25 protein-coding genes are annotated in these 26,470 nt (G+C 57.9%); 9 read left to right on the top strand and 16 right to left on the bottom strand.

Going from position 1 to position 26,470, the window contains the following annotated elements; genetic code table 11:
* Nucleotides 1-163: 163 nt before the first annotated feature.
* The 6 genes from HW556_RS07910 to lipB all read right to left on the bottom strand — a co-directional run bounded on the left by HW556_RS07910 (nt 164) and on the right by lipB (nt 5,827).
* Nucleotides 164-1,156, bottom strand: coding sequence for a PorP/SprF family type IX secretion system membrane protein (locus tag HW556_RS07910; RefSeq protein WP_176899485.1), 993 nt, complete (start codon nt 1,154-1,156; stop codon nt 164-166).
* A gap of 151 nt (nt 1,157-1,307) precedes the next feature.
* Entirely contained in the window at nt 1,308-2,123 is an 816-nt protein-coding gene (locus HW556_RS07905; protein ID WP_176899484.1) for a uroporphyrinogen-III synthase, read from the bottom strand.
* A gap of 76 nt (nt 2,124-2,199) precedes the next feature.
* Nucleotides 2,200-3,357: a DUF4271 domain-containing protein gene (locus tag HW556_RS07900; RefSeq protein WP_176899483.1), complete on the bottom strand. Its 1,158-nt coding sequence runs from the start codon at nt 3,355-3,357 to the stop codon at nt 2,200-2,202.
* Nucleotides 3,358-3,459: 102 nt separating this feature from the next.
* The gene (locus HW556_RS07895; RefSeq protein WP_246289563.1) at nt 3,460-4,527 is read right to left on the bottom strand and encodes an MraY family glycosyltransferase; all 1,068 of its coding nucleotides are present in this window, start codon (nt 4,525-4,527) and stop codon (nt 3,460-3,462) included.
* A gap of 71 nt (nt 4,528-4,598) precedes the next feature.
* Entirely contained in the window at nt 4,599-5,018 is a 420-nt protein-coding gene (locus HW556_RS07890) for a hypothetical protein (RefSeq protein ID WP_176899482.1), read from the bottom strand.
* On the bottom strand, nt 5,015-5,827 hold the full coding sequence (lipB, locus tag HW556_RS07885) for a lipoyl(octanoyl) transferase LipB (RefSeq protein ID WP_176899481.1): 813 nt from the start codon (nt 5,825-5,827) through the stop codon (nt 5,015-5,017). Before lipB ends, HW556_RS07890 begins: the two co-directional genes overlap by 4 nt.
* 260 nt (nt 5,828-6,087) lie before the next feature.
* On the opposite strand from lipB, the gene HW556_RS07880 reads away from it, so the two are divergent.
* Entirely contained in the window at nt 6,088-6,447 is a 360-nt protein-coding gene (locus HW556_RS07880) for a YraN family protein (protein WP_176899480.1), read from the top strand.
* Nucleotides 6,448-6,516: 69 nt separating this feature from the next.
* Here HW556_RS07880 and HW556_RS07875 read toward each other — a convergent pair whose 3' ends face one another.
* From HW556_RS07875 to HW556_RS07865, 3 genes are all read right to left on the bottom strand, one after another.
* Entirely contained in the window at nt 6,517-7,479 is a 963-nt protein-coding gene (locus HW556_RS07875) for a toxin-antitoxin system YwqK family antitoxin (RefSeq protein WP_176899479.1), read from the bottom strand.
* A 242-nt stretch (nt 7,480-7,721) separates the two neighbouring features.
* Nucleotides 7,722-9,566 carry a molecular chaperone HtpG gene (gene htpG / locus HW556_RS07870; protein WP_176899478.1) on the bottom strand — a complete coding sequence of 615 codons (1,845 nt, stop codon included), beginning with the start codon at nt 9,564-9,566 and terminating at the stop codon, nt 7,722-7,724.
* A gap of 114 nt (nt 9,567-9,680) precedes the next feature.
* The gene (locus HW556_RS07865; protein WP_176899477.1) at nt 9,681-10,133 is read right to left on the bottom strand and encodes an STAS/SEC14 domain-containing protein; all 453 of its coding nucleotides are present in this window, start codon (nt 10,131-10,133) and stop codon (nt 9,681-9,683) included.
* Nucleotides 10,134-10,416: 283 nt separating this feature from the next.
* Here HW556_RS07865 and HW556_RS07860 point away from each other — a divergent pair, with 283 nt between their 5' ends.
* The 5 genes from HW556_RS07860 (at nt 10,417) to HW556_RS07840 (ending at nt 14,908) form a co-directional block, all read left to right on the top strand.
* A complete protein-coding gene (locus HW556_RS07860) occupies nt 10,417-10,761 on the top strand; it encodes a hypothetical protein (RefSeq protein WP_176899476.1) in 345 nt (114 codons plus the stop codon).
* A 268-nt stretch (nt 10,762-11,029) separates the two neighbouring features.
* Nucleotides 11,030-13,474 (top strand): TonB-dependent receptor, encoded by a 2,445-nt coding sequence (locus HW556_RS07855; RefSeq protein WP_176899475.1) that lies wholly within the window; start codon nt 11,030-11,032, stop codon nt 13,472-13,474.
* A gap of 108 nt (nt 13,475-13,582) precedes the next feature.
* A complete protein-coding gene (locus tag HW556_RS07850; protein ID WP_176899474.1) occupies nt 13,583-13,963 on the top strand; it encodes a hypothetical protein in 381 nt (126 codons plus the stop codon).
* A 99-nt stretch (nt 13,964-14,062) separates the two neighbouring features.
* The gene (locus HW556_RS07845) at nt 14,063-14,512 is read left to right on the top strand and encodes a DUF6526 family protein (RefSeq protein WP_176899473.1); all 450 of its coding nucleotides are present in this window, start codon (nt 14,063-14,065) and stop codon (nt 14,510-14,512) included.
* A gap of 96 nt (nt 14,513-14,608) precedes the next feature.
* Nucleotides 14,609-14,908, top strand: coding sequence for a DUF4286 family protein (locus HW556_RS07840; RefSeq protein ID WP_176899472.1), 300 nt, complete (start codon nt 14,609-14,611; stop codon nt 14,906-14,908).
* Nucleotides 14,909-15,003: 95 nt separating this feature from the next.
* On the opposite strand, the gene HW556_RS07835 is transcribed toward HW556_RS07840, so the two are convergent.
* The 3 genes from HW556_RS07835 to HW556_RS07825 form a co-directional block, all read right to left on the bottom strand.
* On the bottom strand, nt 15,004-15,510 hold the full coding sequence (locus HW556_RS07835; protein WP_176899471.1) for a GNAT family N-acetyltransferase: 507 nt from the start codon (nt 15,508-15,510) through the stop codon (nt 15,004-15,006).
* Between the two features lie 129 nt (nt 15,511-15,639).
* Nucleotides 15,640-15,858 (bottom strand): hypothetical protein, encoded by a 219-nt coding sequence (locus HW556_RS07830; RefSeq protein ID WP_176899470.1) that lies wholly within the window; start codon nt 15,856-15,858, stop codon nt 15,640-15,642.
* Between the two features lie 140 nt (nt 15,859-15,998).
* The gene (locus tag HW556_RS07825; protein ID WP_176899469.1) at nt 15,999-18,188 is read right to left on the bottom strand and encodes a prolyl oligopeptidase family serine peptidase; all 2,190 of its coding nucleotides are present in this window, start codon (nt 18,186-18,188) and stop codon (nt 15,999-16,001) included.
* A gap of 202 nt (nt 18,189-18,390) precedes the next feature.
* Between HW556_RS07825 and HW556_RS07820 the strand changes: the two genes are divergently transcribed.
* The 3 genes from HW556_RS07820 to HW556_RS07810 are packed head-to-tail and all read left to right on the top strand — an operon-like array spanning nt 18,391 to nt 22,146.
* Entirely contained in the window at nt 18,391-20,805 is a 2,415-nt protein-coding gene (locus HW556_RS07820; protein WP_176899468.1) for a TonB-dependent receptor, read from the top strand.
* Between the two features lie 4 nt (nt 20,806-20,809).
* A complete protein-coding gene (locus HW556_RS07815; RefSeq protein WP_176899467.1) occupies nt 20,810-21,013 on the top strand; it encodes a hypothetical protein in 204 nt (67 codons plus the stop codon).
* Nucleotides 21,010-22,146 carry a PepSY-associated TM helix domain-containing protein gene (locus HW556_RS07810; protein WP_176899466.1) on the top strand — a complete coding sequence of 379 codons (1,137 nt, stop codon included), beginning with the start codon at nt 21,010-21,012 and terminating at the stop codon, nt 22,144-22,146. Before HW556_RS07815 ends, HW556_RS07810 begins: the two co-directional genes overlap by 4 nt.
* Before the next feature lie 43 nt (nt 22,147-22,189).
* Here HW556_RS07810 and HW556_RS07805 read toward each other — a convergent pair whose 3' ends face one another.
* From HW556_RS07805 to HW556_RS07790, 4 genes are all read right to left on the bottom strand, one after another.
* Nucleotides 22,190-22,867, bottom strand: coding sequence for a hypothetical protein (locus HW556_RS07805; protein ID WP_176899465.1), 678 nt, complete (start codon nt 22,865-22,867; stop codon nt 22,190-22,192).
* A 43-nt stretch (nt 22,868-22,910) separates the two neighbouring features.
* Entirely contained in the window at nt 22,911-23,303 is a 393-nt protein-coding gene (locus tag HW556_RS07800; protein WP_176899464.1) for a hypothetical protein, read from the bottom strand.
* A 74-nt stretch (nt 23,304-23,377) separates the two neighbouring features.
* Complete coding sequence (locus HW556_RS07795) at nt 23,378-24,838, bottom strand: hypothetical protein (protein ID WP_176899463.1); 1,461 nt, start codon at nt 24,836-24,838, stop codon at nt 23,378-23,380.
* Nucleotides 24,839-24,993: 155 nt separating this feature from the next.
* Nucleotides 24,994-26,454, bottom strand: coding sequence for a hypothetical protein (locus tag HW556_RS07790; protein WP_176899462.1), 1,461 nt, complete (start codon nt 26,452-26,454; stop codon nt 24,994-24,996).
* Between the last annotated feature and the right edge of the window lie 16 nt (nt 26,455-26,470).

The following is a 26,470-nucleotide window of genomic DNA, read 5'->3' as shown; positions in this document are numbered from 1 at the left end:
AATCATCCGTTGGTACGCAAGCAATCCGCCCAACACTACACATTTGTCTACCAACTAAAGTATCAGCCGGTTAAACGATTGCTAGACCCGTTTGGCCGGTTGATTGAGCCAATATTTCATTTTCTGCAGCTACAGCACATTTTCTCCTCTTCAAAACAGTCTGCTAGAAGCTATACCGGGGTGTCCGGATAGCTGGCCGGATATTTAAGCTTGGTTTAGGCAAGCGGTAACTCAACATTATCTCAAATGAGCTCGTTGCTTTTGCTTCTTGGCCAAATGCAATTAGGTCATAGGCTAATCCCAACCGAAGCGCATTGTCCTGAGCGAAGGAAACTCCTCCCAGAGCCGTAAACGCATCTCCTGAGCGGTAGCCCAGGCCGCCCCAGAACCGGTCATTGAACGTGGCCCTAGCTCCTACCTCATACGAAGCATTACGCAAAGTCAGTTTGTCGCTGTCGCCAAATTCTCCCGGCAGCACGAGCTTCACTAGTGCAGTCGGGGTAATCACAACGTCCGAAGTCAGATCAATATTGTAGCCACCAGTCAGGTAGACATGGTTCTCAGTCAAATATTGCGCCGTTTTTTCGTTGGCGATGCCCTCACTCTTAAAGCGGTAGCCCGAACGCAGCAGATTGTTCATGCTCAGGCCGGCATAAAATTTTGGTGCTTCGTACCAGACACCTACCCCCGCATCAAATTTAGCATCTGAACCCTCCCGCGGCACGGCTATATCGTTCTCGTCGTTGAACCGGTATGTGCCGTGATAAATATTATTGAGCAGGCCTTGAATCCCGAGACCAAGTATGCCCTCGCCCAACTTGAGATGGCGCGAGTACGAGAGCTGCACGTTGGTCGTATATAACTCGGCAATCCGGTCTCGATAGATACCTATTCCCAAACCACCGGCCAGCACCGGCACTGGCAGGGAGGCCGTGAGGGAGGCCGTAGTAGGCGAACCACCGGAATCGAAGGAGGCATCGTAGCCATAATACTGAATGCGGCCGATGCCAGTGATTTCGCCGTAGCCTTTCACACCAGCATAAGCCGGGTTCAGATGCATGCCATTGAACCCATAGTGGCTGAACTGCGGCTGTTGCTGAGCAGTGGCTTTGCCCATGATCAACAGCGCTCCGGCGCATAGTATATATCTTTTCATATAATCTGCCGTGAGTCAGCCCCGGAGTAGTAGCGGGCCTACGTTCCCAAATGTAACGAAAAACCGCGCTAAATTTTTCATTAAACTCACGAAGTAAACAGCTTTTGCAGGCACCGTCTGCCCCTGCCGTATCTGCCCTTTGTTCTCCGATTTATACTTTACCGGCAGTTTTAGGCGAACCGTTATTCTGATGCAGCCGAATGTAGGCTTCAATAGCGCCCGTCATGGAAGGTGCGTTGGGATGCGGAGCTTCAATATCGAGTAGCAGGCCCGCGTCAAGTACGGCTTTGGCGGTAGTGGGGCCAAAGGCAGCAATACGCGTGTTGTTCTGTATGAAGTCGGGGAAATTGACGAACAGCGAGGTGATGCCTGAAGGGCTAAAAAAGGCAATACAATCGTATTTCACGTCAGTCAGGTCCGAAAGGTCGGCGGCAACGGTACGGTAAATGACCGCCTCGCTGAACTTGAACTTGTTTTCGCGCATAAACTCCGGAATATCATCCTTGCGGATGTCGGAGCAAGGATACAGGAACGTTTCGCCCTTGTGCTTGCGAATGACGTCGAACATATCGGCAGCCGTGCGCTGGCCCACAAACAGCTTGCGCTTACGCAGCACAATATATTTCTGCAGGTAATTAGCTGTCTGCTCCGAAATGCAGAAGTACTTCATTTCGGCCGGCATCTCGATTTTAGCCTCTTGACAGATGCGGAAGAAGTGGTCGACAGCGTTGCGACTGGTAAAAATAATGGCCGTGTGCTCCGAAATGTTGACCTTCTCTTTGCGGAAATCTTTGTAGGAAACCGGCTGAACGTCAATAAATTCACGAAAGTCTACCTTAATACCATACTTTTCAGCAATTGAAAAATACGGTGAAACGTCGCTGGTCGGCTTTGGTTGGCTGACCAGGATAGTGGCTATAGGAACGGCATGACGGCCTTTTCCCGGCTGGTCTTTATTGTCGGCCATTGGGTAGAGAATGAGGGTAAAATCTGGAGCGATAAGGAAGCGTTAGAAAGCGGGGAAGAGCGGCGTGAGTACCTGATTAATAGGTAAAAACGATTAATTTGAGCAAAATGACCAACGGAATCACTTCTGTGGCGCAAAGGTACGAAAACAAATGTAGATTCAGGAGTGACCTTTTACGGTGCAGCGTCCGGGCTACACGCCATACGGTGCCAACCAACAGCAAGGAAACCACCCCGTTGGACACCCATAGTACCGTTTCGGGCAGTTGCCGGTTAAGCCCTAAGTAGAGCAGCATCACGCCAGGCAGAAACAGCCCCATGAACAGCACCGTGCGAATAAACTCGCGGTACTGAATCGTGACCAGCTCAGCCACGTCGAAGATGTAACCCATTGACTCCAGAAACAGGTACTTGCCCAGCACGAAGGCCGCAACCAGCGCCGTGTAAAGCAGCACTTTCACCACAATAGTCGATTCGGCCACGTCGAACAGGCGGCGCAGGATTACGATATTTTCGATGTTAGTATGGATGGCCACCAACAGCAACGCAAACGACAGCGCAAACAGCAGCACTAGCACCAAGTTGAGCCAGGTGAGAGTAGGTTTTACCAGAAAATCCTGTTCGGCTGTTCCCTTGCCCCAAAGGCCTTCTAATTGGTAAATGCGGGCAAAACCTGGCTGGTAAGTAGCCCGCAGCCCTCCGTAGCCCAAACCAATGAGCAGCAAAAAGCCCAAAAATACGTTCTGGCCCTGGTGCCCCCGGGGCCTCGGTTGCGCTCCGGTTGTCAGCGCCTCCCGGGTCCCAACAGGATTTTCGGCCGGAGCCAAAGCGTTCTGAAAAGAGGTGAGGTTGGGAACGGCCTCGGGGTGCCATACGCACAGCAGGTACAGCTTGCCCTGCTGAGCCCCGGCGGGCAATAACGCTGCCAGGTCGAGAGTGTAAGAAGCTGGAGCAGGAGCCGTGAAAACGAGCTGGTTATTGAGAAACAAACTCAGGTCTTTGCGGGCCGTGAAGGTAATGGGCAGCGGCCGGCCGGGCCGCACGCTCAGCCACTGATAATAAGCCTGCTCGGGGGCATGGTAGTTGGGCAGGTATAGTACCAGCCGGTTACGGTTCGGATCCTTGATGAGCCAGTCGGTAGTGAGGCCGGACCGGGGCGGCGGCGGCAGCCGGCGGTACTCGGCAGCCCCGGCTACCAGCGGAAATACCCCCAGCATCAGCAGCAGTAACCACAAGTTCCGAATGAAGAGCGAGCAGCGCACGAAGTTGGTAACTGGGTTTATACAGGCAGTAACGAACAAAATACTCCCGGCACCTTCACTGCTACGCGCCTGCACTCAGGAGGCGATACGCTGACGCTCGGCCCGGCTGTGGTATACTCCCAACAGCAGGCTCAGTAGCAGCGAGAAGCCAACCAGCAGCCCAATCAGCATCATACTACCAAGGTAGGCGAAATTGATGACCAGCAGGATAACAACGACGTTAAGCAGGCCCAGTAGCATAACCGTGCTGATTTGCTGGAAACCCATGGCCAGAATGCGGTGGTGTACGTGGTTTTTGTCGGGCGAGAAGGGTGAACGGCCAGCCATCATACGCACGATAAACACGCGTAGGGTATCAAAAAGAGGCACAAACAGAATACCCAGCGCCACGGCCGGCGACGCGCTGCCAAATGGCTGGCCTACTTTCAAGCCCATCTCAATAAACTGAATGGTGAGGATGGACACGATAAAGCCGCAGACCAGCGAGCCGGTGTCGCCCATGAAAATACTGGCCCGGTGGAAATTGTAGCGCAAAAAACCTAAAATGCCGCCCACCACGCATACCGCCACGAACGCGTAGTTTTGAAAACCAGGCCCGCCGTATTGATAGAAATAGTAGCCGAAGGTACTCACGATAATGAGCACAATGGAGCCCGCCAGCCCATCAAGGCCGTCGATGAGGTTGATGGCGTTGGTGATGCCGACAATGGCAAAAAAGGTGAAGGCGTAGCTGATGCCGATTGGCAACTCGCCAATGCCCAAAATACCCTGGAAGCTGGTAATGCGCACGTCGGCCATAATCATTACCACGCCGGTTGCCAGCAGCTGGCCTACAAACTTCTTGGCCACTGAAATACTCACCAAATCGTCTTTCAGGCCCACGAAAAACAATACAATGCAGCCAGCCAGCAGCTGTTGCACTCCATTATCGAGCGGAGCGAAGATGGTGAGAGCCGACATGAAACCGGCAAAGACGGCTACCCCACCCAAACGCGGCGTCAGCGACTCATGCACGGTCCGCACATTGGGCGTATCGAGCATGTTTTTGAGGTGGGCGATGTAGATAATGGACGGCACGGCGAACATAGCTACCAGAAAGGCCCACAGAAAAGATAGGCTCAACTGTATTCCGAGTGCGTTCATAGAGATGGTTGGCGCTTGTGACAAAAGATTGTTGCTGCCGGAACGGAGCAGACAGACTAAAGAAGACTGGTTTAAGTAGCCAAAATCCCCTGCGGAATAAGCACGCTGATAGGTTTCAGCTGCTCAAAGCCAACGGAATCGGGGGCAAACACAAACTTCCTATCAAACACCTGACCATCTATGTAATAGCTGACCCAGTACTGGTTATGCAGATGGAACAGCGCCGAGTCGAGGGCTTCGATGGGAGCAGCGGCGTGCGGCGGCACTTCGGGCAGCGCGTGACGCAGCGTGGAGGTACGGATGGCTTCTCCCTGCGCATCGGTACCGTAGCCGTTCGAGCTGACGATGACGTTCTGCAGGGGCTGGTCATTGTCGTTGAGCAGGAACACCTGCCAGCCTAGTGCCTCGGTCGTGGCTGTGGCCGCCTGCTCGTCGGGCGTTACGGCCACGCCAACTCCCACAACGGGCCGAAAGGGTATATCTTTTTTCATGAACTCACGGAAATCAGGTCGGAGGCGAACAGAGCAGCAAAGTGTGGCATCAGGCGCTCCTGCACTTCGATAAGGGGCACAACGTGGCCTAGTTCGTGTTGCAACGAGGTAACCGCTTTGTCGGTTATGCCGCAGGGCACAATGTGGCCAAAATAGCTCAGGTCGGTGTTTACGTTGAGGGCGAAACCATGCATGGTTACCCAACGGCTGCACTTTACGCCCAACGCACAAATTTTGCGCGGGTTGGACGCTCCCTCCTCAAAATCGAGCCAAACCCCGGTAAGCCCGGCAATGCGGCCGGCGCGCACGCCGTAATCGGCCAGTGTGAGGATAACGGCTTCTTCGAGCAGCCGCAGGTAGCGGTGTATGTCGGTAAAGAAATTGTCGAGGTCGAAGATGGGGTAGCCTACCAATTGCCCAGGGCCGTGGAAGGTAATATCGCCGCCGCGATTGATGCGGTGGAAGGTGGCGCCGTAAGCGGCTAAACCGGCATCATCGAGCAACAGGTGCTCCGGCTTGCCGCTTTTACCCAACGTATACACCGGCGGATGCTCGCAAAGCAGCAAGTGGTTGAGTGTGGCAACCGAAGGCTCACCACTTTCAGCAGCAAGCCGGTTTCGGGTTTTCAGGGCCAGCGTTTCGGCCAGCAACTGCTCCTGCAACTCCCAGGCAGACTCATAATCAACCCGGCCCAGCAGCCGCACCAGCACTTGGCGGTTCTGGCCGGCGCTGGCCGGCGCTGCTCCGGCTGCCGGTTGGGCTTTGGGAGCAGGGTTCGGAATGGCGCAAGTAGAGAATATGGTGCTCATGACGGGTTAAGCAGGCAGAACGCGGGGGGGCCAGGAATACAGCAGCAGCCTTTATCTTGGCTGTCAGCAAATTGTCAGTTTCTGACTGACCGGATGCAGACGTGTTTTTTCCAAGAAAAGTCAGCAACAGCCCGGCACAGAACCAAGTATGGCCGGTTTCAAATGGCAAACAAAGGTACTAGATTTCGGCCCAACCCGGTACTCGAACTGCTGGCTCCTCTGCCCTGCCGAGCTTCTCTCTACCTATAGTATCTCCCACCATGCTCATTCCATCCCACCAACTCGGCCATGATGGCGAGGAGGCTGCGTTGCATTACCTGCTGGCCCAAGGCTACGAGCTACTGTACCGCAACTTCCGTTTCCGCCGGGCCGAAGTGGATTTGGTGATGCGCCAGCAGCCCGCTCTGCTGGTGCTGGTAGAGGTAAAGGCCCGCTCGTCGGAGCGCTATGGCTACCCCGAAGAGTTTGTAACCGAGCGCAAGCGGCAGTTATTGCGCTTGGCCGCCGAGCATCTGCAGGAAAGTTTGGCTTGGCCCACCGACATCCGGTTTGATATTGTGGCCCTCACCCCGGCCGCCGCCGGCCTACGAGTAGAGCATTTTGAGGACGCTTTTTATTAAGGCGCGCAGCACAGCGGAGGATGCGGATATTACCCCTCACGCTGTTCTGCGCGCCACCCGCAACCTGGGTTACTTGCTTGCTTTCTCCCGATTATCGAGCTTGTCCTTTTCGTAGATGAGGACGCCGTTGCGGTTGTACTCTTTGAGCAACACCGGCTCCTTTACTTCCGGCTCGTAGCCCGACTCGCCGTAGCTGTACACGTAATGGCGGCGGTCCTTCAGGTTGCGAAAGCCCCAATAGTTTATCCATTCTCCCACGCGCTTGCCATTCTCAAACTGACCTTCCCACTCGCGCTTGCCAGTAGCCAGAAAGCGGATGTAGTCGCCCTCCATCTGGCCGTTGAGATAAGGCACTACCTCTTTCAGTTGCTTGCGGGCAGCGTCGTAGTAGGTTACGTTGGCATCGCGCGGGAAGCCCCGCTCGTAGTGGGTTTTGGCAGTCAGAATGTTGTCGGGCGTGAGCTTCTCCCAACGCAGGTGGCGGGTGCCATAGGCGAAGAAACCAGTTTCGATGACTTTGCCGCCGCGCAGCTTTTTGTAGGGGCCATGCATCACCTTATCGGTGGCCGGGTTCAGCTCGCCGCTGGCCTTAAATACTTTGCGCTTGCGCGGATTGTAGTAGTATACTGCCAAGGCCATAGGGTCGGGCTGCCGGAAGGTGCGCAGGTAGTAGAATATTTCCACCTCCTGCCGCTTGCCTTTCTGCCCCGACTTGGTGTAGCCCTTTTTGATAGGCTCACTCAGGAAGATATTCTTCTTTTTCTTAGGCTTGCGCTGGGCGGCGCGCTCCTTAGAACGTGCAGCCCGCTCCTGCTCCTTGGTCAGCGTCACCCGCTTGCCGCCCAGCGTTGGGGCCGCAGCCGTGTCGGCAGTCGTGGTGAGGCTGTCGGGGGCCGCGGCTAGCTGGCCGGCAGCATCGGGCTGGCTGTTGAAGGAAACAGTTTTGCGCGAGCAGGAAGCAGAAGCCCCGGCCAGTAGCAGAAGCCCCGGCAGTAGCAGGGCCGGCAAGGAAGTTAATCGGAACAGACGCATGTAGGAAATCGGGCAGAATTCATTCGGAGCCAGAAACGTAAAGATAACCGGATTTGGTACCAGCTCGCCCCGCCAAAACGGAACGGCAGCCCGACAACGCTAACTCCTCCCCCAGCAAGTTCCCGGCCGTGCTATCGGGAATACACTTTACTTTCGCCTTGCATAAGCCTATGCACACAAAACCCTGACGACTAATGCCATCAGGGTTTTATGCCGCTTAGAACTTTATATACCCTCTAAAGCTACTCGGCAGCCAGCAAATCGGCGCTACGCTTCACGAAGGCAGTCAGGGCCTCCCCTTTCAGCATGCCCTGGGCCAGCAGTGCCAAGTCAAAGGCCTGGCGGGCCAGCTTGCTGCCGGCCTCAGCCTCGGCACTCAGCACGCGCTGCGTAACCGGGTGGTTGGCGTTTACGCTCACGGTGTAGGAGTCGGGCAGTGAGCCGAACATCTGCATGCCGCCACCGCCGCCGGTGCGCTGCATATCCTTCATGCGGCGCATAAACTCGGGCAGCGTGATGATAACGGGCGCATCTTGGGGAGAAAGCGCCTCTACCTGCACGTGCATGTGTTCGTTGCTGATGGCCTGCTTGAACACATCGGTCAGGCGAGTTTTGTCGTCCTCGCTCAGTACGCTTTCGGGCGCGTCGTCCTTCTCGATGAGTTTGCCAGTCGTTTCAGCGTCCACTCGCTTAAAGGTCGTTTTTTCGAGCTTCTGCTCCAGCTGACCAATGAAGTGCGAATCGAGCGGGCCGTCGAGTACGAGTACGTCGTAGCCGCGGTCCTGGGCAGCCTGCACAAAGCCGTGCTGGGCCTCGGCGTCGGTGGTGTAGAGGATAACCGTCTGCTCGTTCTTGTCCTTCTGGTTGGCCTGCACGAACTCCTGGTACTGGGGCAGCGTGAAAGCCTTGCCGGCTATGTTCTGCACCAGCACGAAATCCTTAGCCTTCTCGTAGAACTTCTCGTCCGAGAGCATGCCGTATTTCACAAACATGCCGATATCCGACCACTTCTGCTCGTAGCCTTCGCGGTCTTTGCGGAACAGCTCGGCCAGCTTGTCGGCTACCTTCTTGGTGATGTACTGGTTGATTTTGCGCACCGCACCATCGGCCTGCAGGAAGCTGCGCGACACGTTGAGCGGGATGTCAGGCGAGTCAATCACGCCGTGCAGCAGCATCAGGAACTCGGGCACCACATCCTTCACCTCATCGGTAATGAACACCTGACGCGAGTAAAGCTGGATTTTATTGCGCTGCAGCTGCAACTCATCCTTCACCTTCGGGAAGTAGAGAATACCCGTCAGGTTGAAGGGATAATCCACGTTGAGGTGAATCCAGAACAGGGGCGGCTCCGAGAACGGGTAAAGCTCCTGGTAGAATTTCACGTAATCCTCGTCGGTAAGGTCGGCGGGCTGCTTGGTCCAGATGGGCTTGGTCTGGTTGATAACCTCGCCCTCAAACTCAATCTCGATGGGCAGAAACTTGCAGTACTTGGTGAGGATACCCTTTAGGCGGGCTTCCTCCAGAAACTCATCCGAATCGTCGGCTACGTGCAGCACCACGTCGGTGCCGCGCTCAGCTTTGGCGTGCTCGCCTTCGGTTTCCTCGAGCGTAAACTCGGTGCTGCCGTCGCAGATCCAATGGGCCGTAGCAGTGTCGTCTTTGTAAGATTTCGACCAGATTTCGACCTCCTTGGCCACCATAAAGGCCGAGTAGAAACCGAGGCCAAACTGACCTATAATCTGGTCTTTGGCCTGGGCATCAGTTTCCTTGTACTTCTCCACAAACTCGGTGGCACCAGAGAAGGCAATTTGGTTGATATACTTCTTGATTTCCTCGGCCGTCATACCCAGGCCGTGGTCAGAAACCGTGATTTTGCGGGCTTCCTTATCAACCGTTACGCGCACCTTCAACTCGCCCAGTTCCCCCTTATACTCACCCTGACGGGCCAGGCTCTGGAGCTTCTGGGTGGCATCGACGGCGTTGCTGACCAGCTCGCGCAGGAATATTTCGTGGTCGGAGTAAAGAAACTTCTTGATGATAGGAAAGATGTTCTCGGTGTGAATCGAGATGCTGCCTTTCTCTTGCATAACAGAATCAGAAAAGGTGAATGAAAACAAAAACCGGCCGTTTTGCCAGCCCTATGGGGCGGCCAACGGTGCAGTATCCCGGTTTCAAACCCTGTTCCAGTCTCTCTCCGGCTGTCAGTTTGACAGCGGCCAGCGTTGCTCGGGCCCGCCCTTGGCCCGCCCCTGATGGCCGTCGCCGGTTTGCCGGAGCCAATCGAGGGCCATGGCAGCATCATCGAACACCTGTACCTCGTAGGCGGGCACTAGGTGGCCGGTAACGGCAAGTAGTGCTTCGTGCTGCCAATCTGATTTAAATACCAAGGCCAAGTGTTGTAGCGGCAGAGCCGCCAGCTCTTCCAGCAAATGGTATTCCGCCAGCGGCTGGCCAATAGATGCCAGGTCGGGCATATGCTGTAAGTCCAAGAGACAAGCGCGCACCCGCGGACTGGCCGCGGCCGTAAGCAGGCTTTGCAGGGCCGAGGATGCCCGATGTGGCGCTGCCAAAAACTGCCACTGCGCATGCAACAGCGCCTCATTTCGTTCGTACCTGACCACCAGTGGGCTTTCCAGCGTTTCAACTTCCATCACTTCCGCACTAATAAACGTCTACCCAACACTACATATTTAAAATTCAGGATACAATAATACAGCTAGCGAAGCATACTGCAAATACAAATTTTTGAGAAGGCCCTCAGCACCCCCAAATACCATTATTCCACTTGTGTGTCTGGATGTTATACTATCTCAACGATAGCGCGAAACCATTTAAAATCCATTTATAAATAAATTTTTAAATACAATTCGGCTGGCGGCCATCGTGGCGGACGTTCCTTATTTTACTGTACATTTAGCTCTCATTCGTTCTGATCTGATGCACGCTCTTCGGTCGCGGTTGGCTTTGGTGCTGCTCCTGTGCTTTGCACGGGTGCAGGTACCCGATGCCTGGATTCTGGCACTGCACGAGCATCAGCACACGGTTGATGCCCCGCCGCAAACCGGCCTGGCAGACAACCATGAGGCTACCGTCAGCAGTCAGCACCAGCACTGCGCGGTCGACCACTTTTTCAGCGCGGCCTTCCAGCCCCCGGCCCCACCCGCGTTGCCGGTGCCACCCACGGACTACCAGTTGGCTTGCTCGCTGCCCACGGCTTCGGTGTGGAACTCAGCCACCCGCGCCACCGCCGATTTGCGCGGCCCACCGACGGTTATCACCTAGTAGTAATTTGCCGCCTTGCTCTATCAATTGGGTATCTACTACTCTACATATTATCCTTCCGGTAACAATATGGAGCCTGTGGGGTATGATTGGGCCTTTCTAGCGGGGCTATAGCCTCGCTAGAAAGGCCCCTGTTTTTCTTCATTTTTTCTGGGGCGACCATTTATGCTGGGCGCTATTTTTCTGGCTTCTGGCCGACGGCTTCGTTGCCGTGCCGGGGCCGAGCCGCGTCATCAGCCGCCGACCCGCTCCCCTCCTCTGCTTTTTTATGCTTCGCTTTCTTATCACGACGAGCTTCGCGCTCGGCTCGGGCCTAGCTGTGGCTCAGATTTCCAGCCCAGCACGGACTACAGTGGCCAACGCCCCCATAACCGGCCGCGTTACCGACGCCACGACCGGCGCAGCCTTACCCGGGGCCACTGTTTACTTCCCCGACCTCCGGCAGGCTACTGCGACCGATGCCGACGGACGGTTTAGCTTCACCAACCTGCCCCGGGGAAGATTTCTCATGCAGGTGCGTTTTGTGGGCTACTCGACAATGGCCCGCACCGTGAATACAGACATCGGCGCAACACTCGATGTGGCGATGGAGCAAACGGCCACCGAAATTGGGCAGGTAGTGATAACGGGCGTATCGGCCAGCACCGAGATGCGCCGCTCGCCCGTGCCTACCACCGTGGTCGACCAAGAACGGCTGCGGCAAACCTCGGCCACCAATGCTGTTGATGCGCTGGCCCACGTGCCCGGCCTGAGTCAGATTACCACCGGCGCAGCCATCAGCAAGCCCATTATCCGGGGGCTGGGGGCCAACCGCGTCATCACCCTCAACAACGGCGCCAAGCAGGAAGGCCAGCAGTGGGGCGACGAGCACGGCATTGAAATCGACGAGTTCAGCATCGATAGGGTTGAGGTTATCAAGGGTCCAGGCTCGTTGCTGTATGGCTCGGATGGTTTGGCGGGCGTCATCAATTTTCTACCTCCCGAGCCGGTGGCCGAGGGCCGGGTGCTTGGCGCGGCAGCCGCTACTTACCAGACCAACAACCAGCAGCAGGGCTACTCACTCTGGAACGCGGGCAACCTTAACGGCCTCAACTGGCAGTTGCGGGGCTCGGGCAAGGTGGCCGGCAACTACCGCAACCGCTACGACGGCCGGGTGTACAACTCGGGTTTCCGGGAGCTGGACGGTAGCGGCTACGTGGGCGTGAACAAAAGCTGGGGCTACTCGCACCTCACCTTCAACTCCTTCAACCAGCAGCTGGGCTTGGTTGAGGGTGCCCGCGACTCGCTGACAGGCCGGTTTCTGAAGGCCGTGCCTACTGGTACCGGCGACGTAGCTGATGTACTGACAACCGCGGCCGACTTACGCGGCTACGGCTTGGCTGTGCCCCGCCAGCAGGTCAATCATCTGCGCGTAGGCCTTGATAACAATTTCATTCTGGGCCAGCATCGGCTAACGGCCAACCTGGGCTGGCAGCAGAACCTGCGCCGCGAGTTTGGTAATACCCTCGACCCGGACGAAACCTCGCTCTTCTTCCAGCTGCGCACCGTTGACTACGCCGTGCGCTGGTTTCTGCCCGAAATGAACGGCTGGAACACCACGTTTGGGGTGAGCGGGATGCAGCAGGAAAACCAGAACAAAGGCGTTGAATTCCTGATTCCGGCCTACCGGCTGCTCGACGGCGGCGTGTTTGGAGTAACCAAAAAAAGCTTTGGCCGGCTCGATGTGAGCGGGGGCCTGCGCTACGATCTACGCCGCATCAAGGCCGATGCGCTGTATCTGGATGCCGAGGAGCAGCCGGTGCCGGCGGGCCAGGGCGAAACGAAGTTTGGAGGCTTCAAGAGCACTTTTCGCAACGTGAGTGGCAGCCTGGGCGGGGCCTACCTGCTGGGCGAAAAGCTGGTACTGAAGGCCAACGCGGCCCGCGGCTTCCGGGCACCCAACATTGCCGAGCTGGGCTCGAACGGCAAGCACGAGGGCACCGTGCGCTACGAAATAGGGGAGCCGGACCTGAAGGCCGAAACTAGCTTCCAGCTCGATGGGGGCCTGGCATTTACCTCCGAGCATGTGGACTTGTCGGTCGATGCGTTCCGCAACCGCATCAGCAACTACATTTTCCCGCGCGTACTGGGGGCGGCCGGCGGCGGCGACTCGCTGTCGGTGGAAGGCGACCAGGTGTTCCGCTACGGGCAGGGTGATGCGCGGCTGGCCGGGGGCGAAATCAGCCTCGACTTGCACCCCCACCCGCTCGATTGGCTGCACTTTGAGAACTCGTTTTCGATGGTGCGGGCCGTGCAGCTCGACCAGCCCGCGGGCCAGCGCAACCTGCCCTTCATTCCGGCCGACCGGTTTCAGTCGGAACTGCGGATGAACTTTGCTAAGGTGGGCCGCTCGCGGCTGCGCAACCTGTACGCCCGCACGGCGCTGGAGCACAACTTCGCCCAAAACCGCGTTTTCTCGGCCTTCGAAACCGAAACCCGCACGCCAGGCTATACGCTGGTGAACCTAGGCCTGGGCTCCGACGTGGTATCGGCGAAAGACCGTACGCTGTTCTCGCTCTATCTCACGCTTAATAACGTGTTCGACGTGGCCTACCAGAACCACCTGAGCCGCCTCAAGTACACCGACGTGAATTATGCCACCGGCCGGCAGGGCGTGTTTAACATGGGCCGCAACCTGAGCGTGAAGCTTATTGTGCCGTTGTCGTTTAAGTAGCGCTGTTTCTGATTGGCAAGGAGATGTGCGAGGCAGAATAACGGCCGGAATTGTGGCCGTTCGCAACGCGCCAACGTACTAGCAGCGAATTTCACTTTCGCCCTTCCCATGAAAACGTTTCTTATACTAACTGCCTTCACCCTCACCCTGCTCGGCAGCCACGCTTCGCAGGCTCAGGTAGTCACCGATTCGACCCAGCTGCGCCGCCAGATGCAGGAGCAGCGTACGATGGACGCCAAAGCTACTTTGGATGCCCAGAAGCAGCAAAGCTCCGCAACGAAAACCAGCGTCAACGATTCTAAAGCGCAGGTTAAGGACCAGAAGCAAGCCATGCGCGAGCAGCAGCGGCAGTTGAAGGAGCAGAAGATGGAGCTGAAGCGCCAGCGGGCCACCGCCAAGGAAGCCAGCCGCCAGGAAAAAGAAGCCAAGAAAGCCCTGCGCGACGAAAAGCGCCGGGCCCGCGAGGCTAAAAAGGTTGGTAACGTATAGCCCGGCGGCATTCTACCGACACCACCACGTATAAAACTCCGGCCCCAGGCCGGAGTTTTTGCGTATCAGCAGTTCACACTTCATCCCAATCCGCCTCCTATGGCCGCCAAACCGACCAAGAATACGCTCATGTTTTACCCCTGGCACCATTTCGTGCTGCTGCCGGCGGCCCTTATTCTGGCCATTTATGGCGTACGGCGCTACCTGACGGTGGCCGGCGACGACTCTGAAATTTCGCGTCTCTGGTTTACGGTGGCCGCGCTGGCCGTGGTGGGCCTTGGGGTGCTGCTTATGCTGCGCCAGCACTACGCCCTCACGTTACAGGACCGGCTGCTGCGCCTGGAAGTGCGCCAGCGCTACTTCGAGGTAACCGGCCAGAGCCTGCGCCCGCTCGAAAGCCAGCTTAAGCTGGGCCAGATTCTGGCTCTGCGCTTCGCCGGCGACGCCGAGCTGGCCGAGCTCACCCAGGCCGCCATCCGCGAAAACCTGTCGTCGAAAGACATTCAGGCCCGCATCAAGGATTTCCACTTCGACGATATGCGGGTGTGATAAGCAGGTAGTCAGAGTAGGCGTCGGCAGCTTAAATTTGCGCAGGAAGACAACTACACCGCTAAAGCCTTAGCCGTTTACCCCAACCACTCGTCTATGATTCTTTACAACGTAACCACCAGCCTCGACCCCGAAATTGCCGAGAAGTGGCTGGCTTATATGCAAGACACGCACATGCCGGAGGTAATGGCCACCGGTTTTTTCCTCAAAAGCCAGCTCTGCCGCATGCTCGATGAGGAAGAAGGCGGCATTACGTACGCCTCGCAGTATTATGCCGTGAGCCGGGAGCAGCTCGAAGCGTACCAGGAAGTAGCCGCCCCCGCCCTCCGCGCCGACATGGACAAGCATTTTGGCGGCCGCTACGCGTCGTTCCGCACCATGCTGGAAGTGCTGTAATTACCCAAAAAAGAATGCGGGAGCGGTAGGAATGCGTGGGTACTGTACGTCAGTGCCCACGCATTCCTACCGCTCCCGCATTCTATTGATTACTCCTATTCTTCCCGCACGGCGGCTTCGATGGCCGGGTCGCAGGGAAACTGCTGTATTTGCTCGGCAGTGAGGGTACCGTTATGCCACTCCGGGTCGAGGGTAGCGCCCAGCTTTTTGTAGAAACCGATGGCCGGCTCGTTCCACTCCAGTACCTGCCAGCGCAGGCGGTGGGCGCCGCTGTGGCGAGCTTCGGCTACCACAGCCTCGAACAGCCGCCGGCCCAGGCCCGTACCACGCATGGACTCGGTTACCACTAGGTCTTCCAGAAACAGCATCCGGCCCTTCCAGGTCGAGTAGGCGGTATAGTAGAGCGCGATGCCTACCACGGGGCCATCGGGGACTTCCAGGGCTACAAAAAAGCCGAAGATGGGCGCGGGTCCAAACCCGTCGCGCTGCATATCGGCTAACGTGTTCGTTACCTCCTGCGGGGCTTTCTCGTATTCGGCCAGCTCCTGAATCAGGGCCAGCACCTGCGGCAAATCGGCCTCCCGGCCCCGGCGAATAAACATGGCAGTCTGGTTTGTGATGAACGGTAGGTAAACATACGAACAGCCGGCCGCAAGGCTCCTTTAAAGCAGCAAGAGCAGCGACCCGGTGGGGCGCTGCTCTTGCTGCTTGGTATTGGTATGAAGCGGTAATTACATTACCGGCTGCATTTTCTTGATGGATTCGGTGGCGTTGACGGCGTTGATTTCGCGGGTTTCGTCGGTTTTACCACCCGTTGTATCGACCGGTGCGGGGTAAGACAGCGGCGCAACGGTCATATCTTCCTGCCGCTCATAGTCGGGGTTGCTACAGGAGGTAGCGGAGAGCAGCAGCGAACCGGCCAACAGGCCGAGCAGGGACATTTTTTTCATATCAGAAAGCAAAAGACTAAGGCACTTACGCGGTTTGCAGCCGCAAAGATACGGCGCTTTGTGCTTAGTTGATAGTGCTCCGTGCTTGGGCAGTTTGAAACGCCACAAGCGCGAAGCACTAGCAACTAAACGCTAAAAACCTACTTCTCGAACGGCTGAACGCCCATGTTGTAGAAGGCGAACGACCAGATGTCGGCCCACTCCTGAATCTGGAGCTTGGTGCTTTTGCCGGCGCCGTGGCCCGCGTTTACATCCACCCGAATGAGCTGGGGATTAGGGCCGGTGTTGGCGGCCTGCAGGGCGGCGGCGTACTTAAACGAGTGCGCCGGCACCACGCGGTCGTCGTGGTCGGCGGTGGTAATCATGGTGGCGGGATAGTCGGCGGGCTTCAGGTTGTGCAGCGGCGAGAACTTGTAGAGGTTCTGGAACTGCTCGTAGTTGTCGGAAGTGCCATACTCGGGGGCCCAGTTCCAGCCGATGGTGAACTTCTGGTAGCGCAGCATATCCATCACGCCCACGGCCGGGAAAGCCACTTTAACCAAATCCGGGCGCTGGGTCATGGTAGCGCCCACCAGCAGGCCGCCATTCGAGCCGCCAGCCATGGCCAGCTTTTCGGTGCTGGTGTAGCCCTGCACCTTCAGGTACTCGGCGGCGGCAATAAAGTCGTCGAATACGTTCTGCTTGTTGGGCGTCATGCCGGCCTTGTGCCAGGCCTCGCCATACTCGCCCCCACCCCGCAGGTTAGGAATAGCAATGATGCCGCCGTTTTCGAGCCACAGCATGCGCGCCACCGAGAAGCTGGGCGTGAGCGAGATATCGAACCCGCCGTAAGCGTAGAGGTAGGTGGGGTTTTTGCCGTCGAGCTTCAGACCCTTCTTGTGGGTGATGAACATGGGCACCTTCGTGCCATCTTTGCTGGCGTAGAACACCTGCGTAGTAGTGTAGTCGGCCGGGCTCACATCTACTTTCGGGGCCCGGAACACGGTGCTGGTGTTGGTGGCCAGGTCGTACTTATAGATAGTGGTCGGGTACGTGAACGAGGTGAAGGCGTAGTATACCTCCTTAGCGTCGCGCTTGCCACCAAAGCCTGAGGCCGTGCCTAGGGCCGGCAGGGCCACATCGTGCTTGAACTCGCCCTTCTCGGTATACACCTTAATCAGGCTGCTGGCGTCCTTCAGGTACGAGGCCACCAAGTAGCCGCCCACGTGGTCGATGCCCTCCAGCTTCTGCTGGGTTTCGGGCAGCACGGTTTTCCAGTTTTTCTCCTGGGGCTTTTTGGGGTCGATGAGCACGACGCGGTAGTTGGGCGCGCCGTTGTTGGTGCGCACCAGCAGCTGCCCGCCCACGTTGCCGACCACCGAGTTGTTGTGCTCGTAGCTCGTGATGATGGGCGTGAAGCTTCCCTCCTGCCGCCGGTCAGTCAGGTCGCGCACCGAGAGGCGGTTGCCGTCGGCCTTGCCATCGGTGAGGTACAGGGCCAGGAACCGCTCGTCGTCGGTGGTGCTTACCATGCGGAAGCCCAAGGCACTTTTGGGGTCCTCGTACACCAGCCGATCAGTGCTCTGGGGCTTGCCCAGTTGGTGGTAGTACACCTTGTGGTACTCGTTTTTGCCGGCCAGCTTATTTTCTCCGGCCTTGGGCGCGTCGTAGCGGCTATAGAAGAAGCCGTTCTTGTACCAGGACGCCCCCGACACCTTCACCCAGTCGAGCTGGTCGGACATCGGCTGGCGGGTTTTCAGGTCGAGCACCTTCATCGTCTGCCAGTCCGAGCCGCCGCCGCTGGTGGCGTAGGCCATATAGCGGTTGTCGTGCGAGAAGTAGGTGCCGGCCAGGGCCGTGGTGCCATCGGCCGAAAACTTGTTGGGGTCGAGCAGTACGTCGGGCGCAGCATCGGAGCCCACGGGCTGCACGTAGAGCACGGCCTGGTTCTGCAAACCATCGTTCTTACTGAAATACAGCATGTTGCCCTCCTGCTGCGGAATCCCGAACTTCTCGTAGTTCCAGAGCGTGGTGAGCCGTTCCCGGATTTTGTCGCGGAACGGAATCTGGTCGAGGTAGCCAAACGTCACCTTGTTTTCGGCCGTCACCCAACTCTTGGTTTCGGCCGCATCAGCGTCTTCGAGCCAGCGGTATGGGTCGGCCACGGAGGTGCCGAAATAATCGTCTTTCTGGTCGGATTTGCGGGTTTCAGGATAGTTGAGCACGAATTTATTGGATGAAGAAGCGACGGTTTTAGCATCGGGCGCGGAGGCCGTTGGCGTAACCGGCTGCGAAGAGCGGCAGGCGGCCAAACTGGCCAGGGCCAACATGGGAATGGTAAGGTGGCGCATATGGTGGTGATGGTGGGGTTGAAAGCCGAAGATAGCCGACAAGTTTGGCAGATGCCGACACGGGTTCGAATTCTGAGCTACTTCGCCACGCCCTCGTCTGCCCAATACCAAGATAAATGGTTGTTTCTTTATTTGTAATTTTTCTAAATAACAATTAATTCTTTCCTTTGTAGCCATCAAGATTCATTCTAAACAACTAAAAATGTTTCATCTTCGCCTGCTGGGCCTCACCTCTGCCGCGCTGGTTTGCGCCCTCACCGTGCAGGCCCAGCAAACGGCCACCATCCGGGGCCGCGTTATCACCATCGACGGCCGCCCGGCCGAGTCGGTAACTGTGGGCCTAAAAGGCCGCAGCCAGGGGGCCGTTACAAACGGCAACGGCGAGTACCTGATTGAGCGCGTGCGCGACGGCCAGTACATGGTAGTGGTATCGGCGGTGGGCCTGCAAACAACGGAGCAGCCGGCAACCGTGCGCGACGGCCAGGCCACAGTCTTGGACTTCGTGCTGGCTGAAAACGCCGAGCAGCTCCGGGAAGTAATTATCAGCGGCAGCCGCACCAACAAGTTTGCCCGTAAGGCCAGTGAGTATGTGAGCAAGATGCCGCTGAGCAACCTCGAAAACCCGCAGGTGTACGCCACCGTGGGCAAAGAGCTGCTAACCGAGCAATTGGTGTTTTCGGTGGACGACGCTGTGCGCAACGCCCCGGGCGTGCAGAAAATGTGGGATGCTACCGGCCGCGGCGGCGATGGAGGCGCGTTTTACGGCAGCCGCGGCTTCATCGTATCGAGCCAACTGCGCAACGGCGTGGCCGGCAACGTCACCAGCGACATTGATGCCATCAACCTGGAGAAGCTGGAGGTAATTAAGGGCCCTTCGGCCACACTGTTCGGCAGCTCACTTACCTCGTATGGTGGGCTGCTGAACCGCGTGACCAAAAAGCCGCTCGATGTCTTCGGGGGCGAGGTGAACGTGGCGGCCGGCTCCTATGGCTTCCACCGCGTGTCGGCCGACGTGAACCTGGTGGACGCTACCACCCCCGCCGGCCAGCCCAAAACGCTGGCCTTCCGCCTGAACACGGCCTATACCTACGAAGACAGCTTCCAGAACCTCGACTACCCGGGTTTCACCAAGAGCCTGGCCGTGGCCCCAAGCCTACAGTTCCGGCCCTCCGAGCGACTGACGGTAAACGTGGACGCCGAAATTTACAAAGGCACCAACGTGGGCAAACAGATCATTTTCTTCTACGAGCCCTCGGCGGCGCTGGGCTTCGACCGGGCCGACAAGGGCCCACTCAATTACCGGCAGTCGTACCAGGGCGCGGGCCTGACCCAGGACACGCGCAGCACCAACCTGTTTGGGCAGGTGCAGTACCGGATTTCGCCCGCCTTTACCACTACCACCTACCTCACCAGCAGCCACAGCTACTCCAACGGCTTCAATCCCTATTTCTACCTGCTGCCCAACAACCGGCTGGTGCGCGCCGACCAATCGACGGACAACAGCCAGCGCACCGTGTTCGAGGCCCAGCAGCTGCTCAACGGCGACTTTCGGGTGGGCAACCTGCGCAACCGCCTCGTGGTGGGGCTCGATTATCTGCGCATCAACTCCGACGTGACTTTCCTGGGCGGCAACATTGATACGATTTCGCTGAACGCCCCCAGCAGTACCATCCGCGGCTTTAATAGCACAAGCGTGGCAGCAAAGTACGCGGCCCAGGCCCCGGGCCAGTACCTGATTACGACGACCACCAACACCTACAGCGCCTTTGTATCGGATGTGCTTAACCTGACCGACCAGCTGAGCGTGCTGGCTGCGTTGCGCATCGACCACTTCAACAACAAAGGTGGGCTACTCTACTCGCCGGTGGCGCCGTATTCGCAAACGGCTTTCTCACCAAAGTTCGGGGCCGTGTACCAGCCGGTGAAAGACCGGGTGAGCCTGTTTGCCAACTACCAGAACAGCTTCAACAACCTAGGCGTGTACCTGAATGCCGGCGGTAACAGCCTGGTAGCCCGGCCCGAGCGTGCCAACCAGTGGGAAGGCGGCGTGAAGCTGGATGCCGCCGGCGGCCGCCTCAGCGCCACGGTCAGCTACTACGATATTTATGTGAAGGACCGCCTGCGCATCGTCAACTACAACGCCGATTTCCAGGCCATCAGCGCCCAGGATGCCAACCAGCGCAGCAAGGGCGTAGAAGTGAGCGTAGTGGCCAACCCGCTGCCGGGTCTGAACATGGTGGGTGGTTTGGCCTACAACGACTCGAAGTTTGAAACCCAGGACGAAACCGTGAACGGCCGCCGGCCCAATACGGCCTCCTCGCCCATCGTGGCCAATGCCTGGCTGAGCTACCGCCAGCCCGCCGGCCCGCTGCAGGGCTTGGGAGCCGGTTTCGGGGGCAACTACGCCAACGAAAACAGGGTGCAGAACACCAGCACCAACGTGTTCACGCTGCCCAGCTACACCATTCTGAACGCCAGCTTGTTCTACGACCAGCCCCGATACCGCCTCTCAGCCAAGGTTGATAATCTTACCGACAAGCAGTACTGGACCGGCTACACCACCATGAACCCCCAGAAGCTGCGTAGCATCGTTGGCAGCATCGCCTACAAGTTTTAGAATAATGAGCACGCCGCGCCAGCCGCCCGAACCCAGCGCCGCCGTGCCGGCCTGGAACTGCGCGGGCTGCCGGCTCTGCCACCTCACCCCCGACCGGCAGCTGTGCCGGCTGCGCCACCTGCTGCGCTGGCTGGATGCGCGGCCGGCCCCAGCGGCTCCTCTCCTACCACCGCCCAACCGGCCACCAAATACTCCTACTGAGGCATGACATTCAAAAAAATCATCGGTAAGTTACACCTGTGGCTGGGGCTGGCTTCGGGGCTGGTGGTGTTTGTTGTGAGCATCACGGGGGCCATTTTCGTGTTTCAGGACGACATCCGGGACCTGACGGAGCCCTGGCGCAAGGTAGAGGCGCAGGCCACTGCGCCAGTATTGCCCTCACGGCTGCAGGCGGCAGCCCTGGCCCGACACCCCGGCGTAGCGGCCGAAACGTCCTGGGTTACGTATTTCGGGCCCGAACGCTCGGCTACCGTATTTTTTACCGACAAGGCAGGCGCCCCTATTCAGGTGTACCTGAACCCCTACACCGGCCGCGTGCTGCACGAGTTGGATTTGCGTACGCACTTCTTTACAATCGTACAGGAAATCCATATGCACTTGCTGCTGCCCGAGGCGGTGGCAAGATGGGTAGTGGGCATCAGCATTTCCATTTTTGTGGTGATGATGCTCACGGGCCTAGTGCTGTGGTGGCCCAAGCGCAAGCAGGAGCGCAAGCAGCGGTTTACCATTAAATGGAGAAGCCGCTGGCGGCGCGTCAACTACGATTTGCACAACGTGCTGGGGTTCTACGCGGCCAGCATCGGGCTGGTGCTGGCGCTGTCGGGACTGTTTATGCTGTACCCCTGGCTGCTGGAGCCGCTGGTGCTGGCTGTGGATGGCGGCCGGCCGGCCCCACAGGAAATCATGAAAACCAGGCTCGACACCCTGCAGTGCGCCACCGTCGCCTCCCAACCACTGGCCGATATCGTGTACCGTACGGCGCGCCGCCTCTCTCCTGACCACGAGATGATTTTGCTGGGACCCACCGGCACGGGCAAGGACCCCGCGTTTTGCTGGACCTACCAGAGAGCCCTGCACTACTACCGCCGCGACGAGTACGCCTTCCACCCGGTGTCGGGCCGGCTGCTGGAGTCGCGGTTTCACGCCACCAAAAGCGCCGGCACCAAGCTCGCCGACATGAATTACGACCTGCACGTAGGCCAGATTCTGGGCTTCGGCGGCAAAATCGTGGCTTTCCTGGTTAGTTTGATCTGCGCCAGCCTGCCCGTAACGGGCACCATTGTATGGTGGGGCCGCCGCAACAAAACCAGGCAGAAGCAGCCCCGGCTGCAGGCGGCGTAGCAGCTTTCGCGCCTCTGGGCTGAAGCCCTTGAGCATAAAGCGCCTACTGCATCCGCCCCACCTTCGGAATCACCTGAATCAGGAAGCGTTTGTTGTCGCCTTCGCGGCGGCCTTGGTAGCGGCCGGTGCCGAAGAAGCCGCTGCCCCCGATGATGAGCTCGATGTTGCGGTCCTGGCCGAAATCGAGGCCTTTCTGCTTCCAGAAGTTGAGCAGGTTGAGGGCCCGGCGGTAGCTAAGCTGGTAGGTGGTTTGCTCCTCGCGGGCGTTGCGTGGGTCGCCGGCCGGGTAGCGGGCGGCCATGCCCTCCACAATCACCAAGTAGCGCACGGGCTGGTCGGTTTTGATGCTCTTGAGCACCGTGCGTAGCGTGCGGCCCGCTTGCAACAGGGCAGGCTTGTAGGCATCTTGGATTTCGTCGCGGCCGGCCTTGAACTGCACCGGCACCAGCAGCTCGTGCCGCTCATTGCTAGGGTCGTATTTGAAATACTTGCCTTCCAGCCGCTCCAATGAGCGGCGGATTTTGGTTATCTGCTCCAGCTCCTCGGCTTTGGCTTTCAGCTCGCCGTTGGCCTGCTTCAGCTCCCCCTCGCGGTCTTTGAAAAGCTTGAAGCTGTACACGAACAGCACCAGCATCACCACGAACAACGACGTCATCAGGTCCACATAGCTGGGCCAGAAGAAGTCGTTTTGTTGACGTTTGTTGGAGGTGGGGTTATTCATTTAGCGCTGCAACATAAAATGCATGTTTTATAGAAATCATCGGTTATACACTGGGGTAACCGAATATCACATATATTATTAATCTAAAAATAAAATATCCTAATAACCATTTTAATATATTTAATAGCAGGTTACTGGCTGGCGAGTAGATTTTTGTCTTTTCATGAGTAAGATTCAATTTTTTAGCTTCTACCTTCAGTAGCGACATCACCTCTTCACTTTCCGAATTGCTCTTAATGGACTGGATGACCTTATTTCTAAAATCATCTGATACAAGATTATTTTCTATCAGCAATATATCGGATAATAGTTCTGATATCACTTGCCAGTCACCATCATCTATTATACTTATATCTTTTTTCCTTCTATCTCTAATCCATAAATCTAAATCACCTTTATACTTCTTGTATATTAAGAACTTTTGTTTAGTTATCATTATTAATTCGCAGACAATTACGTCATTCAATTATACAACCGCTGCATCCCGATTTCATAGCATAATTAAGTATGTTACTGCGGCTTCACACCGCCAAACAAACTGTCCATAAACCGCTGTAAACGGTTTTTTGAGGTGGCTTTTACCAGCACCGTGTTCAAATTGGATAGCTCCAGCAGCAGCTTGGCCTGAATCTGAGAATCGAGCTCCACTTTGCGCAGCAGTTCGCGCTGGGTGGCGGTTACGTCGCGGCTGAGGTCGGTTTGCTGGGCGTTGAGGCTCTGAAGGGGCTCCAGCTGCTTAAGTAGCTTCTCGAAGATGTTGTCGGCGTTGAGCTGTTGGTAGTACTGCTGCCACTTTTCGTAGGCCAGCTGGGCCTGCCGCTCGTTCTGGTTCTGGCGCTGGGTGAGGATGTCGGCTAAGCTGATGCCCGCCTGGTCGATGTGCTGCTCGGCCCGGTCGCGCAGGTTGCGCAGCTCCACCTGGTGCTTCTGAAAGAAGTCGAGCATGAGCTGCACCGAGTTGTTGTTGCCGCCCACGTACTGGCCCAGGTCGTTGATGCCTTTCTCGAAGCCGCGCAGCCGATCCAGAATCCCGTTCACGCTCTGGGCCGACTGGTAGCCGTTTTCCAGCATCTGGTTCAGCTTCTGCTGGTAGCCGGTGAAGGCGGCAAACATGTCGGCCGATTCGCTCACCCTATCGAACACGGCAATATTGGCGGCGGCCATCTTGTCGTAGCCAATAGTATCGAGGCGCTGCAAAAAGTCGCTCTGCACCCGGATGTTCTCCGTCACCTTGTCCATGAGCGGATTGAACAGGTCCACCTGGCCCACGAACTGCTGGTTGAAGGCATCGAGCACCGATTTGAGGTTGCTCAGGCTGCCGGCCATATCGGAGTGCAGAATGGGCAGCAGCCGCACCTGCAGCACGGTGTAGTACTGGTTCTGGCGGCCGTCGAGCTGGCGGCGGGCCTCGCGCAGCAGCCCGTTGCCGAGCAGCGTGAGCAGCAAGCCCACGAAAGAGCCGGTCATGGCAATGAGCACCCCGGTCAGGAAGGGCGTCAGCGCGTTTTCGTCGGAAACCCCGTTGCGGGCAATACCTACGAGGCCCAGAATCACCCCTAAAAAGGTACCCAGCAAACCCAAGTACAGGGGCGTAGAAACGTTGGCCTGTACTTCGTTATCAAGCACTTGGCTGCGGCGCTCCGAAATGTCCTTGAGAATCCCAAAATCGGCCGCCGCGCCCTTGTTATGGCGCAGGTAATCGTTGGTATCGAGCAGGATTTCCTGGAACTCGGTCGAGGCGTTATCGGCTTTGAGCAAGGTAGCCGGGTAGGCATCGGCAGGGGCGTCGGCGGCGTATTCGGGCAGGTCGCGGCCGTCGGCCAGCACGAGGCGCTGCTCCACCCGCAACGCTTCGCGGGGTGGATACAGCTGGCCCAGGTGGCGCGTCTTGGCCCGCGTCTGCAGAAACGTGCGAATCTGCAGGCCCACCACCACCACCACCACCAGAACTTCGAGGATAATTTCGAGCATAGAACTACAAATAACGCTATTACTCAGCGGCAAGCCGGTAATAAGTCATCCTGAGCAAAGCGAGGACCTTATTACGGGTAAACGAATCGTAGCTACGGTCGTTAGCGCGTGACAAGGTCCTTCGCTTCGCTCAGGATGACAGACTGGGTTGTTTTCTACTCGAACCGGATAGCTGCTTTCTGCTCAATCTGCCAGCTGCCGGCCACTTTACGCAGTACGCCTTCCTCCTCGGTTACAATCCGGGTAACCGGCTCGGTGGGCTGCTGGTAGCGGCAGGCTTCACGCAACGAATATTGGGCGCTCTGGATAGCGTAGGCGTGGATGGCGGAGTTGGGCGTAACGTTGAACGTCGCCAGCTCGGGCCACTGCGGATCGAAGTGCAACTCGTAGATGCTGTCGTGCTGGGGTTCGTCGGAAAGATCATACTCGCTGAACGCCCCGTTCACCGGCACCTTCACGTAGCGCGTAAACTGCACCCGGGCCGCTGGCTGAGCTGGTGCAGGTGTAAACGCTTGCGCGGGTTCCGGGCTGATTGGAGCAGGCTCGGGCAGTTGCACAGGCGGCACCAAGCTCTCGAACTCGTCGCGCGGAGTGGCTGTGGGCGAACCCACCGGAATGGCGGCCGGCGGGGCCGATACTTCCGAAAGGCTGGCCGGCACTTCAGCCATCCGTGTTTCGGCCGGCTCGGCCACGCTCGCAGCCACAGCCGGGCGGTGCGCAGCAGCCGGTACTTTGGGCGCGGCGGCCGGAGTGGGCATTGGCTCCGATTTCGACCCCGGCCGCTGCTCCAGCTCCTCGGCCACGCGCTGGGCTACTATCTTCTCCACCTCCCGGCGCTGGGCTAGCGTCAGCTGGCCGGCCACGGTGCTGGGGCTGGCAACCGACTTCACGGCGTCGATATCGGTGCGGTGCCGGCCCAGACGGTCGGCCAGATTGGCCACTTTGCGGCTTTGCAGCCAGAACAGCACTAGGCCCAGCAGCGCCAGAATCAACGCCAGCGGGGCAAACAGCTTGTCCATCACGCTTTCGCCCACGCCGCTGGCAGCAGTTGGCTGGCTGGCCACGCCCGCGTCATCTAGCCCCGCATCACCGACCGCGGTAGCAGTTTCATCAAGGCTGGTAGCAGTATCGGCCGAAGCATCGGCCAGTTCGGTGCCGGCCAGGTCGCCGATGGGCGTACCGCTCTGCACATAGCTGGCTAAGGCCGTTTCAAGGGCCGTCAGGCGCTGCATCCGAGCTGGGTCGGCGCGGCGGGCAGCCGACGACTTGAGCCTGTTCACGATTTCTGAGGTCAGCTTTTGCACCCGCGCCTCGTTGCTCCCGAGGCCCGCGTACATCGTGCCACGGCCTTCCAGGGGCTGATAGAGCAGGCTGTACACCTTCTGGCTGTCGGCCTTGATGCTGGTTTCAAACGCCTTCAGCGAACTGTTGCAGTTGAGCTTGTCCTTGAGGTTGGGCCGGCCGTTATCCTCGTACACGTAGCGGGCAGCGGCGCACCAGATTTGCACCTTCTGCTCGTCGAGCGTGGGCTGGCCGGGGGCAGTCTGGGCCGAAGCAGAGCCGGCGGCCAGCAGCAGACCAGTGAGCAGGGAAGCAGCGCGGCGGGAAAGAGTCATAACTAGAAGTTAGATG

Source organism: Hymenobacter terrestris, assembly GCF_013377905.1.
GTDB classification, from domain to species: domain Bacteria; phylum Bacteroidota; class Bacteroidia; order Cytophagales; family Hymenobacteraceae; genus Hymenobacter; species Hymenobacter terrestris.
Note: the sequence above shows the minus strand (reverse complement) of the source record. Positions and strands in the feature narration are given on the sequence as shown.

Bases quoted from the DNA above. Each gene is read 5' to 3' on its own strand.
- HW556_RS07790 (WP_176899462.1), bottom strand. From the start codon at position 26,454: ATGACTCTTTCCCGCCGCGCTGCTTCCCTGCTCACTGGTCTGCTGCTG.
- HW556_RS07895 (WP_246289563.1), bottom strand. From the start codon at position 4,527: ATGAACGCACTCGGAATACAGTTGAGCCTATCTTTTCTGTGGGCCTTT.
- HW556_RS07835 (WP_176899471.1), bottom strand. From the start codon at position 15,510: ATGTTTATTCGCCGGGGCCGGGAGGCCGATTTGCCGCAGGTGCTGGCC.
- lipB (WP_176899481.1), bottom strand. From the start codon at position 5,827: ATGAGCACCATATTCTCTACTTGCGCCATTCCGAACCCTGCTCCCAAA.
- HW556_RS07825 (WP_176899469.1), bottom strand. From the start codon at position 18,188: ATGCGCCACCTTACCATTCCCATGTTGGCCCTGGCCAGTTTGGCCGCC.
- HW556_RS07850 (WP_176899474.1), top strand. From the start codon at position 13,583: ATGAAAACGTTTCTTATACTAACTGCCTTCACCCTCACCCTGCTCGGC.
- HW556_RS07845 (WP_176899473.1), top strand. From the start codon at position 14,063: ATGGCCGCCAAACCGACCAAGAATACGCTCATGTTTTACCCCTGGCAC.
- HW556_RS07860 (WP_176899476.1), top strand. From the start codon at position 10,417: ATGCACGCTCTTCGGTCGCGGTTGGCTTTGGTGCTGCTCCTGTGCTTT.
- HW556_RS07810 (WP_176899466.1), top strand. From the start codon at position 21,010: ATGACATTCAAAAAAATCATCGGTAAGTTACACCTGTGGCTGGGGCTG.
- HW556_RS07855 (WP_176899475.1), top strand. From the start codon at position 11,030: ATGCTTCGCTTTCTTATCACGACGAGCTTCGCGCTCGGCTCGGGCCTA.
- HW556_RS07880 (WP_176899480.1), top strand. From the start codon at position 6,088: ATGCTCATTCCATCCCACCAACTCGGCCATGATGGCGAGGAGGCTGCG.
- HW556_RS07840 (WP_176899472.1), top strand. From the start codon at position 14,609: ATGATTCTTTACAACGTAACCACCAGCCTCGACCCCGAAATTGCCGAG.
- HW556_RS07805 (WP_176899465.1), bottom strand. From the start codon at position 22,867: ATGAATAACCCCACCTCCAACAAACGTCAACAAAACGACTTCTTCTGG.
- HW556_RS07910 (WP_176899485.1), bottom strand. From the start codon at position 1,156: ATGAAAAGATATATACTATGCGCCGGAGCGCTGTTGATCATGGGCAAA.
- HW556_RS07890 (WP_176899482.1), bottom strand. From the start codon at position 5,018: ATGAAAAAAGATATACCCTTTCGGCCCGTTGTGGGAGTTGGCGTGGCC.
- htpG (WP_176899478.1), bottom strand. From the start codon at position 9,566: ATGCAAGAGAAAGGCAGCATCTCGATTCACACCGAGAACATCTTTCCT.
- HW556_RS07905 (WP_176899484.1), bottom strand. From the start codon at position 2,123: ATGGCCGACAATAAAGACCAGCCGGGAAAAGGCCGTCATGCCGTTCCT.
- HW556_RS07815 (WP_176899467.1), top strand. From the start codon at position 20,810: ATGAGCACGCCGCGCCAGCCGCCCGAACCCAGCGCCGCCGTGCCGGCC.
- HW556_RS07800 (WP_176899464.1), bottom strand. From the start codon at position 23,303: ATGATAACTAAACAAAAGTTCTTAATATACAAGAAGTATAAAGGTGAT.
- HW556_RS07830 (WP_176899470.1), bottom strand. From the start codon at position 15,858: ATGAAAAAAATGTCCCTGCTCGGCCTGTTGGCCGGTTCGCTGCTGCTC.
- HW556_RS07820 (WP_176899468.1), top strand. From the start codon at position 18,391: ATGTTTCATCTTCGCCTGCTGGGCCTCACCTCTGCCGCGCTGGTTTGC.
- HW556_RS07875 (WP_176899479.1), bottom strand. From the start codon at position 7,479: ATGCGTCTGTTCCGATTAACTTCCTTGCCGGCCCTGCTACTGCCGGGG.
- HW556_RS07795 (WP_176899463.1), bottom strand. From the start codon at position 24,838: ATGCTCGAAATTATCCTCGAAGTTCTGGTGGTGGTGGTGGTGGTGGGC.